This is a genomic window from Ruegeria sp. CDSB086, assembly GCF_059611065.1.
Genome location: NZ_JBXWOV010000019.1, coordinates 1 through 12,652, shown reverse-complemented (window position 1 = coordinate 12,652; position 12,652 = coordinate 1). Strand labels below are relative to the sequence as shown.

General features: G+C 53.6%; 11 protein-coding genes and 1 pseudogene. 1 reads left to right on the top strand and 11 read right to left on the bottom strand.

The features are described from left to right. Positions 1-65: 65 nt before the first annotated feature. From AC2FIO_RS22485 to AC2FIO_RS22440, 10 genes are all read right to left on the bottom strand, one after another. Positions 66-1,220 (bottom strand): Gfo/Idh/MocA family protein, encoded by a 1,155-nt coding sequence (locus tag AC2FIO_RS22485; protein ID WP_496700086.1) that lies wholly within the window; start codon positions 1,218-1,220, stop codon positions 66-68. After that, a complete protein-coding gene (locus tag AC2FIO_RS22480; RefSeq protein ID WP_496700085.1) occupies positions 1,220-2,275 on the bottom strand; it encodes a sugar phosphate isomerase/epimerase family protein in 1,056 nt (351 codons plus the stop codon). Before AC2FIO_RS22480 ends, AC2FIO_RS22485 begins: the two co-directional genes overlap by 1 nt. A gap of 28 nt (positions 2,276-2,303) precedes the next feature. After that, positions 2,304-3,317, bottom strand: a complete 1,014-nt coding sequence (locus AC2FIO_RS22475; RefSeq protein WP_496700124.1) for a LacI family DNA-binding transcriptional regulator — start codon at positions 3,315-3,317, stop codon at positions 2,304-2,306. A 52-nt stretch (positions 3,318-3,369) separates the two neighbouring features. Beyond that, complete coding sequence (locus AC2FIO_RS22470) at positions 3,370-4,992, bottom strand: dihydroxyacetone kinase subunit DhaK (protein ID WP_496700083.1); 1,623 nt, start codon at positions 4,990-4,992, stop codon at positions 3,370-3,372. 11 nt (positions 4,993-5,003) lie between these two features. After that, positions 5,004-5,996, bottom strand: a complete 993-nt coding sequence (locus AC2FIO_RS22465) for an ABC transporter ATP-binding protein (protein ID WP_496700081.1) — start codon at positions 5,994-5,996, stop codon at positions 5,004-5,006. Continuing rightward, positions 5,989-7,086, bottom strand: a complete 1,098-nt coding sequence (locus AC2FIO_RS22460; protein WP_496700079.1) for an ABC transporter ATP-binding protein — start codon at positions 7,084-7,086, stop codon at positions 5,989-5,991. Before AC2FIO_RS22460 ends, AC2FIO_RS22465 begins: the two co-directional genes overlap by 8 nt. A gap of 2 nt (positions 7,087-7,088) precedes the next feature. Continuing rightward, positions 7,089-7,277 carry a hypothetical protein gene (locus AC2FIO_RS22455; RefSeq protein ID WP_058274732.1) on the bottom strand — a complete coding sequence of 63 codons (189 nt, stop codon included), beginning with the start codon at positions 7,275-7,277 and terminating at the stop codon, positions 7,089-7,091. Continuing rightward, positions 7,274-8,212, bottom strand: coding sequence for a carbohydrate ABC transporter permease (locus AC2FIO_RS22450; protein ID WP_010442361.1), 939 nt, complete (start codon positions 8,210-8,212; stop codon positions 7,274-7,276). Before AC2FIO_RS22450 ends, AC2FIO_RS22455 begins: the two co-directional genes overlap by 4 nt. Next, entirely contained in the window at positions 8,209-9,156 is a 948-nt protein-coding gene (locus AC2FIO_RS22445) for a carbohydrate ABC transporter permease (protein ID WP_496700078.1), read from the bottom strand. Before AC2FIO_RS22445 ends, AC2FIO_RS22450 begins: the two co-directional genes overlap by 4 nt. Before the next feature lie 79 nt (positions 9,157-9,235). Beyond that, entirely contained in the window at positions 9,236-10,555 is a 1,320-nt protein-coding gene (locus AC2FIO_RS22440; RefSeq protein WP_282168719.1) for an ABC transporter substrate-binding protein, read from the bottom strand. 400 nt (positions 10,556-10,955) lie between these two features. On the opposite strand from AC2FIO_RS22440, the gene AC2FIO_RS22435 reads away from it, so the two are divergent. Beyond that, complete coding sequence (locus AC2FIO_RS22435; RefSeq protein WP_282168720.1) at positions 10,956-11,735, top strand: MOSC domain-containing protein; 780 nt, start codon at positions 10,956-10,958, stop codon at positions 11,733-11,735. 78 nt (positions 11,736-11,813) lie between these two features. Here the strand turns inward: AC2FIO_RS22435 and AC2FIO_RS22430 are convergent. Next, positions 11,814-12,521, bottom strand: a pseudogene (locus tag AC2FIO_RS22430) (IS6 family transposase). Between the last annotated feature and the right edge of the window lie 131 nt (positions 12,522-12,652).

The window sequence follows — 12,652 nt, the reverse complement described above, 5'->3', positions numbered from 1 at the left end:
TTTGATGTTTTATTTTAATTGGTAAAATTAATTATGGATGACGCCCTGTCAAGGCGAGTATCGCGCTACTCCAACTTTACCCAAGCTGCATTTCTTGCAGAGCTTTGCACACAAGCTGCGACGAACCTGACACCATTCAACCCATCCTGAACGGTGGGATAGATCACCGACGGATCAGGCGAATTCCCACTTCGAAACGCTATAATGGCATCCGCAGCTTCACTATAGATGTTTGCAAACCCCTCCAGATACCCTTCCGGATGACCCGGAGGCACCCTGCTCAGCCGATTGGCGGCATCCCCGGCTCCGGCCCCATTTCGGGTGATCAGACGTTTTGGTTCGCCATAAGGCGTAAACCAAAGATAGTTCGGGTCTTCCTGCGCCCATTCAAGCCCACCCTTTTCACCATATACGCGCAATCGCAGGGCGTTTTCGTTTCCAGGGGCAACTTGGGACGACCACAGCATCCCGCGCGCGCCGCCTTCGAACCGCAACAGGACATGCGCATTGTCATCGACTTTGCGTCCTGGCACGAAGGCCTGCAAGTCAGCTGCAAGGCTCTCCGGTTTCAGACCTGTCACAAAGCAGGCGATGTTATAAGCATGGGTTCCGATGTCACCGGTCGACCCCCCTGTGCCGGAACGCTCAGGATCGGTTCGCCATTCGGCCTGTTTGAAGTCCTGCTGCTCGGTCAACCAATCCTGCGGATATTCAACCTGAACCACGCGGATTTTGCCGATCTCCCCATTGGCGACCATCTCACGCGCCTGACGGACCATGGGGTAGCCGGTATAATTGTGGGTCAGAATGAACAGCGCACCGGAACTTTCTGCCGCGTTGACCAGCTTCTTGGCATCCACAAGGGTCGAGGTGAGGGGTTTATCGCAAATCACATGAATGCCGCGCTTCAGGAACTCGCGCGCGGCGGCGTAGTGAACGTGATTGGGCGTGACGATCGAGACTGCCTCTATCCCCGATTTCAAACGCGCCTCTCTGATCGCCATCTGCTTGAAATCGTCGTAGACCCGGTCGAGTCCCAACACCGCACCGCTTTCCCTGGATTTCTCCGGCGTTGAAGACAAAGCACCTGCGACCAACTCGAACTTGTCGTCCAAGCGAGCGGCAATTCGATGCACACCGCCTATGAACGCATCATTGCCGCCGCCAACCATGCCAAGGCGAATGCGGCCAGATGTTTCTTCATTGCGTCCAGTTACCATCAGTCTATCCCCAGCATTTTCCGATTGGCCGCCTCGTCTGTGCCACCATCCGCAAAGTCGTCAAAGGCTTTCTCGGTCACGCGGATAACGTGATCGGACACGAACTGCGCGCCTTCACGCGCCCCGTCCTCAGGGTGTTTCAGACAACACTCCCATTCTACCACAGCCCAGCCGTCAAAGTCGTTCGCCGCCATTTTGGAGAACACAGCCCCGAAGTCGACCTGACCATCGCCAAGCGACCGGAACCTTCCTGCCCGATCAACCCAGCCTTGATAACCGGAATAGACGCCCTGCCGACCGGTCGGGTTGAACTCGGCGTCTTTGACATGAAACATCCGGATCCGGTCTTTGTAGATGTCGATATTGTCCAGATAATCGAGACATTGCAGTACATAATGTGACGGGTCGTACAACATACATGCCCGAGCATGGTTGCTTGTCCGTTCGAGGAACATCTCAAAGGTCACACCGTCATGCAGGTCTTCGCCCGGATGGATTTCATAGCACACATCGACGCCGCAGTCTTCCGCGTGATCCAGAATTGGCATCCAACGGCTGGCCAGTTCATCAAACGCCGTTTCGATCAGACCTGCAGGACGTTGCGGCCAAGGGTAGACATAGGGCCAGGCCAGTGCGCCAGAGAATGTCGCGTGCGCTGATATCCCCAAATTCTTGGAGGCTGACAGCGCCTTCTTGACCTGATCCACAGCCCATTCCTGCCGGGCTTTCGGGTTCCCTCTAACGCTTTCGGCGGCGAAGCCGTCGAAAGCTGTGTCGTAGGCGGGGTGCACGGCTACAAGTTGGCCCTGAAGATGCGTGGACAACTCGGTGACGTCTACGCCGTTTTCTTTAGCCTTACCCTTGAACTCGTCACAGTAGTCCGTGCTTGAGGCGGCGGTTTCAAGATCAAACAACCGGCTATCCCAACTGGGCACCTGAACGCCTTTATAGCCGCAATCCGCCGCCCATTTGGTGATGGCGTCCCACGAATTGAAGGGCGCTTCATCTCCGGCAAACTGTGCCAGAAACAACGCCGGGCCTTTTATCGTTTTCATAATGTCTCCTCCCCAAAAACCGATGCCTCTATGGCGGCAAATTTTCCTTCAGATAGATATCGATACGAATGCGCTCTTGCGCTTTGTTGAACGGAACCTTGTCAGATGTTGCGCGCAGTAGACGAACCGCAGATCGGACCAAGTGGCCTGAATCCTGTGAGATCAACGCATCAAAAGTCCCGCGAGTCAGCGCTTCGCGGCTCAGCGGCGTAAGCTCGTGAGCAATAATCACCAGATCTTTGCTGATATTGCCGTCGGACAGAAACTGGATCAGTCCGGCGTTGCCAGCAGCGGAAGAGTAGATCCCGACGAGATCCGGGTAGGTCTCAAAAATCTCGGGCATCATCTTGTAGATTAGCTCAGGGTCATCGCGACCTTCGACCGACGCCACTACTTCGAGATGCGGAAAATCCTCGGCGATAACCAGATCAAATCCCTGACGCCGTTCCAAATGATCTCGCGCCAGGCGCGAACCTGTCAGCACCAGCACTTTTCCCTTGCGATGCACAAAGCGCCCCATCAGTTGAGCTGCCGTACGACCTGCCGAAACATTGTCAATTCCAATGAAATGGTCCCTGTCCGAGCTAGGCAGGTCAGACACCAAAGCCACCACCGGAACGCCTTTGTCCCGGGCTCTTTTCACGGCATCCCGGACCGAAGGCGTTTCGGGTCCGAAAACGGCGACGCCATCAATATCGCGACTGTCCAGCGCATCCAGAATCTCGACAATTTCCTGAGGATCAAACGGAGCCACCCGTTGAATTTTCATACGCGTCCGCTCAATTAACTGGTCGCGTGACTGTTCAACGATCTGCTTGCTGAGCGCTTCGACAAACTCGTTGTCGGTATCGGGCAGCACGAACAAGAAGTTATAGATACGCTGTCGCGCAAGGTTAGCTGCAGCGGTGTCGCGGACATAGCCAAGCTCATTGATTGCCTGTTGAACCTTTTCTACGGTCACGGCCCGAACGCCTGGTCGCCTGTTCAGGACTCGATCAACGGTTGCTAAGCTAACACCCGCAACGCGCGCGATGTCATTCACAGTTGGCTTATTCACCAATTTTAGTTTGTGTTTTTGGTCTTCCACAAGTCGTTCAGCCTTTAATCTCCTGCGCCAACCCCTCGAACAGCAAGGCGACGGCTTCAGCGCCAGGATCGTTATTTCCCATTAGGTTTTCCTCGGGAACATAGGCGGCCCGACCGGCCTTGGCACGGTGAATATTTGCCGTACTGTCTGCACCTTCGCGCGCCGCCTGTGCAGCTTGAGCCAAACCCAAAGGCAAAGCGTCCAGCGCGGGAGCCAACGCATCGATCATCGTTCTGTCTCCAACTTTGGCCCCGCCAACTTGGCTAACGCGGTTCAAACCTTCCACAAGGGATTTCGGGATCGACGCGCCACTGGCGCAGGCGTCTCCGGAAGCATTAAAAAAGATGGCAAGGATCACGCCCGAAGAACCGCCCATTGTCTGGCTGAGTTCGTTGCCCAAAGCGGGGAAGAGTTGTGTCAGATCCGCAAGGGGCATTCGGTCTAGGCTACCCTGCAATGCCCTCGCCGCAGTTGCCAATGTGCTACCGGTGTCTCCGTCACCGGATTTGGCATCCAATTCGTTCAGGTCTTTCTCGGCATTTATCAGCAATTCGGACAATCGCGTGATCGTTTCCTTTGTGGCTGGGTTGTTTGAAGGAATAGGATCAATCGGGGTCAAGCCATCAGGCAAAGGTGCAACTTGAACTGGACCAATAGAATTGACGCCGGGCCATGCCACCAGACCGACGTGAGCTTCAAGCGCCGACAATTCGCCTTCGCTGACGGGCAACACCGAAACAGAGAACCCATGCATGTCCAGCGATGTCATCATTGGCGCAGGACCAATAACGTGACTCGTCAAACCAGTCTCGGACAAAGCGTGCGTCAGCACGGACATTTCCAAAGGGGTTGTCGACCCGAGGTTGTTGACCAACGCAACACACTCCCCCGCGCCGACCCGTTGTTTTAACTTTTCCACGACGGTGGACATTGCTGTGACCGCATTGGCAAATTCCACCTGTTCGACACCCGGTTCGCCATGGATACCCAAGCCCAATTCAGCTTTGCCCGGCGCAATCCTGTTCTCTTTCGGAGACCCCGGTACAGTGCAGGTGTCCAGGCTCATCCCGATGCTGACCACTTTATCGATGACGCTTTTTGCAGCCTTGGTCACGGTGTCCAGATCAGCGCCATCTTCCGAAAGCGCGCCGGCAATTTTGTGTACGAACAAGGTCCCTGCCACACCGCGCGGTTGCGGTAGGTCCGGCAAGGCGATGTCGTCATCCACCACCACCATCTCAACTTTGCGCCCCAAGGCGCGGGCACGTTCTGCAGCGAGCCCGAAGTTCAACCGATCGCCCGTGTAATTCTTGACGATCAGCAAACACCCCGCCTCACCGGTCACGGCGAGAATACCAGCAAGAACCGCTTCGACCGATGGGGACGCAAACACCTCTCCGCAAACAGCGGCGGTCAGCATTCCAGCCCCGACAAAACCCGCATGAGCGGGCTCGTGACCGGATCCTCCACCAGAGACCAACGCAACCTTCGATTTGTCCCAGTCCGAGCGGTAAACCACCTTGATATGCGGATAACCGTCCAACCGAGTCAATGCGCCGCCAGAAGAGGCCAAAAGGCCGTCTATCGCCTCTGTTACAAGGGTTTCTTTTGTGTTGAGGAACTGGGCCATGCTTTTGCTCCTTAAGCCACGCGCGCGCCGGAGGCGTCGAAATACAACGGGTTATGAGGACGAATCTTTATCGTTTGCCCGGCAGGGTAGTCCTGGTGGACATCAATCAAGGTCACGACCGTGTGGCCATTCAAATCCAAGTGCAATCGCGTTTGGTCACCAAGGTGCTCGGCACGGATCACACGAGCATCACTACCCTCGCCTTCCAGGATGTTCTCAGGGCGCAGGCCAATCTGAGGGCCTTTGTGATCCCCACCAAACAAGTTGGATGGCAGAATGTTGATGCGCGGCAAACCCAACCGGCTCGCGACATACACGCTGCGGGGGTTTTCATAAATATCTCGAGGCGTGCCGTATTGCACCAACCTGCCCTCTTCCAGCACGCCGATATGCGTAGCCATCGTCATGGCCTCGACCTGATCATGGGTCACATACAAAAGCGTGGACCCCAGATCCGCTTGAATTCTTTTTAGCTCCACACGCAAATCCGCCCGCAGCTTGGCATCCAACGAACTGAGCGGTTCGTCCATGAGAAATATCTGTGGATCGCGCACCAGGGCCCGCCCAATTGACACCCGCTGCATTTCACCGCCAGACAGCTCTGTGGCTTTGTTGTCCAGTTTGTGTGGGATCTGGAGGATCTCCGAGACTTCGTTGACCTTCCTCGCGATTTCATCCTCTGGCGTCTTCAGGATCGGCGAACGCAGAGGGAAAGACAGGTTTTCACGCACTGTCATATGCGGGTACAGCGAGTATTGCTGGAAGACCATCGCCACATCGCGCTGGGCGGGTGTATCTATTCCAACGTCACGCCCGCCAATGCGCACTGTTCCTGAATCCAGTTTCTCAAGTCCGGATATCAATCTCAGTGTTGTTGTTTTTCCCGCGCCGGTCGGGCCCAACAACACCACAAAGGCACCGTTGGGGATCGTCATTGAGATATCATCCACCGCTTTAAGATTGCCGAATGACTTCGAGATACTCTCCAAAACGACTTCAGCCATTGCTCAGCACCTCGTCGTTCAGAGCGGACCTCAACGCGCGTCCGGTAGATTTTTCAAAAAGGGTTACTGCGGGTGAGCGGAACTCCAATCCCACGGTCTCGCCAGGGCTAACGACTTCGCGTGCATCAACCCGGGCTTTCAGCTCACCGTTCGGGCTTTGCAATGTCACGATCTGGGTAGTTCCCAAATATTCTGCGGCCAGGACCTTGGCCCGGTAGGCGCTTGCATCTGATAGAAAAACATGCTCGGGGCGGACACCAAAAACCAAGTCACCTTCAGCCCCTTCCATCAGTTTGGGAACAGGTTCGTCATGCCCGTTCAGGCGAACCATTTCAGTGCCAGGTTCGACCTTTCCCTGAAATGGCAGGAAGTTCATCGAAGGAGACCCGATAAAGTTAGCTACAAACATCGTAGCGGGTTTGTCGTAAATCTCCTGAGGCGTGCCGAATTGCTCGATCACAGCATTGTTCATCACTACGATTTTGTCGCCCATTTGCATGGCTTCCAACTGGTCATGTGTAACGTAAACAGTGGTCGCACCCATACGGTCATGAAGCGCGCGCAGTTCTTCGGCCATGTGTTCACGAAACTCTGCATCAAGTGCACCAAGAGGTTCGTCCATCATGAAGGCTTTGGGTTCGCGCACAATCGCGCGCCCGAGCGCAACCCGTTGTCTATCTCCTCCGGAAAGCCCTCCGACGGGGCTGTCAAGAATGTCTGTTATCCCCAGAATTCCGGCGACTTCTTCTATCTTGGCTTTGACCGCGGCACGTGGCATCCCCTGCGAAATCAACGGATAGCTGATATTCTTACGCACGTTCATATGCGGGTACAGCGCGAACATCTGGAATACGAAGGCAATGTCTCGCTCTGAAGGTGGCCGTTGACTGATTTCTTCACCGTCCAGGTAGATTTCACCCGACGTTGGAAGTTCCAAACCTGCGATCATCCGCAGTGTCGTCGTCTTTCCGCAACCGGATGGCCCCAGCAGCATGAAGAACTCACCATCCTCAATCGTGAACGAGCTTTCGCGTACAGCCGTGAAATCGCCGAACATCTTTTTTACGTTTTTGACTATGATCTGGGCCATTTCTACTCCGGGAAGTGGCTGACGATGATGAACATAACGGTTCCGATCAGCGTTACGATGAAAGAGTAGGTGAAAGCCCAAAGGACAAAGGGCTGCATCAGCATGAAGACACCCAGTGCGATAAGGATAGTTGCGACCATTTCCCATGGGCCGCGGCGAAGCCGCATCAATCCGGTAAGAAACTCGCTCATTTGCGCACGGCTCCGAATGTGATCCCACGCAGCAGGTGTTTGCGCATCAGGATGGTGAAAATCATAACCGGGATCAGGAAGATCGTTGCTCCAGCCGCCACAGCAGGCCAGTCCAGACCACCGATACCGATAATGGTTGGGATGAAGGGCGGCGCGGTCTGCGCATTTGCTGAGGTAAGCAGTACGGCAAATGCATATTCATTCCATGCAAAGATGAGGCAGAAGATAGCTGTCGAGGCTATGCCGGTCGCGGCTTGTGGCAGCACCACTTTGTAAAATGCCTGAAAGCGTGTGTAGCCATCTATGAGAGCGGCTTCTTCGTACTCTCTTGGGATTTCGTCGATGAATCCTTTCAGCAACCACACTGCCAGAGAGATGTTCACGCCTGTGTACAGCAGGATCATTCCCAAGTGCGTATCGCTGAGCCCAAGATTTCTGAACATCAGGAAGATTGGGATGGCGACAGCAACCGGGGGCATCATTCTTGTACTGAGGATGAAGAACAGAAGGTCGTCTTTAAGCGGGACCTTGAACCTACTGAAGGCATAGGCCGCCAAAGTGCCAAGAAAAATACTCAGGAACGTTGATCCAAACCCGATGATGACCGAGTTCATAAAGCGCTCACCGAACTTGGATGGTCCAACGATCACCATGTCGTATTGGCGCACGATCTCATCGGCCCAATTCTGCGGTGGATTGGCTTCCAGAAACTCCTGCGTTTGCCGTGTGCGTGTGGTGAAAAGGTTGACATAGCCTTCTAGCGTCGGGTCAAAAACCACCTTGGGTGGATAGCTGATCGCATCGGCTGGCGATTTGAAGCCAGTCAGCAAGATCCACACCAACGGGATCATCGTGATCAGCGCATAAGTGATGACCAAGAAGCCTGCGATCCACTTGGACCGGTTCGAAGGTTCGGTGACGGAAAAGCTACTCATCTCTGTTTCACCTTGTTCAGGGCTTTGACGTAGATCGACGCAAGGCCGAACACGGTGACGAAAAGGATGATCGCATAGGCCGAGGCATAGCCGGTGCGCCACTTCTCAAACGCCTCCCGCTTGAGATTGATCGAAGTGAGTTCCGTTACAGAACCCGGCCCTCCGCCGGTTAGCTGAACCACTAAGTCGAACATCTTAAAGTTCTCGATCCCACGAAACAGCACCGCGAGCATCAGAAATGGCAGCACCATCGGGATAGTAATCGTGAGGAACTGCCGCAGCTTGCTGGCCCGGTCGATCTCGGCAGCCTCGTAGATATAGCCGGGAATGCTGCGCAGCCCGGCTAGGCAAATTAGCATAACAAACGGCGTCCACATCCATGTATCAACAATGACGATCGCCCATGGGGCCAAAGTTACTGAGCCTAACATCTCAAAGCTCGACGGCTCCTTGCCGGTGAACCAGGACACGATGTAATTGAACAGGCCGATCTGTGGCTGATACAGAAACTTCCAGAAGTTCCCGACAACGGCCGGGGACAGCATCATCGGTAACACAATGATCGTGGTCCAAAGGTCATTGCCCTTAAACTTCTTGTTGATCAGCCACGCCAAAGTGAACCCGATCAGAACCTGAAAGAAGATCGTCCAGAATAGAAAATGCGCCGTCGCCTGCATATTCAGCCAGGTGTCAGAGTCGGTTAGGATACGCTCGTAATTCTTGAAGCCAACGTCTTTGACCTCGCGCCCGATCCGATTGGCCTTGTAGTTGGTAAAGCTAAGTTTGATGGTCCAGATCAACGGAAAGATGTTGATTGCCAGCAGTAGAAATATCGTTGGGGAGATGAATATCCATGCGATCGCGCGGTCGGATAAACCCCTGATTTTTCGCGCAACTCGCTCGGGCGTTGCCTGCGCAACGCGATTTACGGACCTGTCAGACATCTCATTGCCAGTTCTTGTTGGATTACGACACACGGGAGAAGGTGGAGCGGGTTCGCACCCGCTCCTGCCTGCGTCCGGGTTACAGCTTACCTTCGTCTTCGAAGACTTCCGTCCAATCTTCGATCAAAAGATCAAGCGCTTCTTGAGCTGTGCCTTGGTCGGCAACAACGTAGTCGTGGATGCGTTTCTGCATTGCCAGCAGGAGTTCCGCATAGGCAGGCTCCTGCCAGAAATCCTGTACTCCACCCATTGCTTCTAGGAAATCACCGGCAAACGGTTGGCTGTCCACGAAACCAGGATCTTCAAGCACCGAGTTATGTGCCGAGTAACCGCCAAGTTCCCACCATTTGGCCTGAACTTCCGGCTGCGCGAACCACTTTATGTACTCAAGTGCGGCGTCCTGGTTATCCGAGTAGCTGACAACAGAAATTCCTTGTCCGCCCAGTGTCGAGCCTGCCTGATTTTGCGGTGGGTTCACAAAGAAGTCGATCTTGTCACCGCCGGTATTGGGATCGGCGTAAAGACCCGGGAAGAACGCAAACCAGTTCATAGCCATGGCGACTTGACCGGATTTAAATGCATCCAAGCTCTCACCCATGTAAGAGTTGGTGTATCCCGGAGGCGTCGCCGTTTTGTAGAATTCTTTGTAGAATTCCAGAGCCTCAACCGCTTCCGGTGAGTTTACGGCGCCTTCCATATCATATGAGCCAGGAGTGTTTTCGTATTTGAAACCCCACGGATACAGGGCCCCGGTGACACCCATGGTGATGCCTTCCGAGCCGCGCTCGGTAAAGATTGCAGCCCCATACACAGTCTTGCCGTCGATTTCACGACCTTGGAAGAACTGCGCGATCTGCAACAACTCTTTCTGAGACTGAGGCTCGCGTAAGTCCTGACCAGTCGCTTCTTTGTACGCGGCTTGGATTTCAGGGTTTTCGAACCAATCCTTGCGGTAGAACCAACCATTCGCATCGCCCATCGCGGGCAGCGCGTAGTAATTTGGTGTACCCTTGGGCCAGGTCGAATAAGCGTAAACTGTTGCAGGTGCGAAATCGTCCATGCTGATGCTTTCAGCATCGAAGAAGTCGTTCAGCTGGACATAGTGGCCATTCTCAGCGCCACCGCCGATCCATTGGCTATCACCAATCAGCAGGTCGCAGAGCTTACCGCCGGAGTTCAGTTCGTTCAGCATCCTGTCCGCAAAATTTGGCCAAGGAACAAATTCGAAATTCATTGTGTGGCCGGATTCTGCTTCGAATTCCTTTGATAGTTCGACAAGCGCGTTGGCCGGGTCCCATGCCGCCCAACATAGTGTCAGATCTTCAGCATTTGCCTTGGTAGAAAGAGTAGTAGCGGCAAGGACTATTGCGCTGACCGAAGCCAGTTTTGTGTAAGTCATCCATTCCTCCCTTTTTTCGCCGTCAATCGAGGATGTGCGAATCGCGGCATACCTCCAAGGCTATTTGAGGTACGCACCTCAAGTCCAGAAATTTTTGAGGTTCGTACCTCAGAGTTGTTAAATTCACCTTGACAATGGTCAATAGTACGTTGCTTTTATTGCATATTTCACCGCCTTGCCTCCTCAGAATCATTATGCGAAAAGGGAGAGGGAATTCGAAATTGAACGCGTCTATGCTTTAAATCACGACGCCGAAGGCTTTAGATTGCCAACCCGAACCAACCAAAAATAGTGCCGAAACCATATTCTAGACGTTCATCCAAGGAGTTAAATTGGGATAGTTTGAAGAGCGCTTGCTAGCCCTACTGCCGGAATATCTCGACAAATCAGGATCCCACGAATGAACGAACTCAACATTGTGCGGATGAACCGCTACCCTATCAAAGGTTTGAGTCCGGAACCACTAAGCACCGTTAACCTGCTGGCGGGAGAAGGCATTCCTGGTGACCGCCTTTTTGGCTTTGCTCGCTACAACTCCGGATTCGACACCCTTAATCCGAAACCGCTGGAAAAAGACCGCTTTGTTGTGCTTTTGAATGAAGCAGGTCTGGCCGGTCTCCAAACTAAATTCGACGCTCAAAATCAGCTGCTGGAAATTAAAGTAGGAGTGAAAACTCACCACTTCGAAATGCGTGAGCCAAAGGGGCAAAGGGACGCGGCGACTTTCCTCTACAACACACTCGGTCTAAGGGACCCCGAGCCGCCAGTGTTTGTCTCTTCTTACCCACATCGATTTACGGACGTTTCGGTCGTGTCGCCAAAAATGATGAACGCTATTTCTGTTCTCAACCTGGCCTCTGTCGACGCGCTTAGTAGGCAGCTAAACGTGGAATTGCACCCGGCAAGGTTTCGCGCGAATATTGAATTGGAGGGGCTACCACCGTTTTCCGAATTGGACTCTGTCGGCTTTACCTTGGTGTTTGGCGACGTGAAACTAAAAATTATCTCGCGAACAAAAAGATGCGCCGCCACTGAAGTTAACCCAGAAACAGCCGAACGAGACATGAGAATCCCGTTCCTTATTCGAAAACACTTGGGCCACATGGATATGGGCGTTTATGCAGAGGTGAAAGACAGCGGAACTCTTAACGTAGGACAACTTGGAATGTGGTCGCCGTAGAACAAATTCGAAATAATCTCAGCGGGGTGCTGTCAGACTAATTCGAACTAGTCTCAGTTTGCCGCGGAAATCGCGAACTTATCCGGAACAAAGTTGACGCCACTCGCTAAGAGCGGCGGCGCGGGTCAGCTTGAAGGTGTCTCGACTGGCTAACGATCTTTCCTAGTTGAAGTGGTTGTAAACGGAGGAATGGACGGAGGCGAATTTCTGCAAACTTCGCATACGCCTGAAACGCAGCATGGCCCGTTCTCTTCGTCGAAACGGCAGGTGCGAGTTCTCGTCGCGGTTGTTGAGCCACCTGCCCGTCCTTTGTTTTTCGGTAGCGCCAAGCTCTCTGAGCGCGGCTCTGTATGAGGCGAAGCGATCCGTGACGACGTTTTCCGCTTCTCCGTGCCGCTTCATCAATTTCCTGAGGAATTTCAGTGCAGCCTGCTTGTTTCGGCGTTTGGTGACAATGGCTTCCAGCACCTCGCCTTCATAATCAACGGCTCGCCAAAGATAATGCCGCTTGCCACTCACCTTCACGAAAACCTCGTCAACGTGCCACTTCGATTTTGAAAAGGCTCGGAGTTGCTGAACCCGTTTTCTTCGGATCTCTGATGCAAACATCGGGCCAAACCTGTTCCACCAATATCGGACAGTTTCGTGGCTCACGTCGATGCCTCTCTCGTACAGCAGATCTTCGACATTCCGAAGCGAGAGCGGGAAACGGATGTACAGCATCACTGCAAGGCGGATGATCTCGGGACTGGTTTTAAAGTATTTGAATGAGGCAGGTCTGGTCATGGGCAAAAGCTACGCAACTGCCCTACCCCGCTCAAGCAAAGTTCTTCTGACAAGACCATTTTGGTGTTCCGTGTCCATGAGGAGGGCCAGCCAGGCAGAGTTTTGGTCAGCGACTGATTTTCAAGACAAAG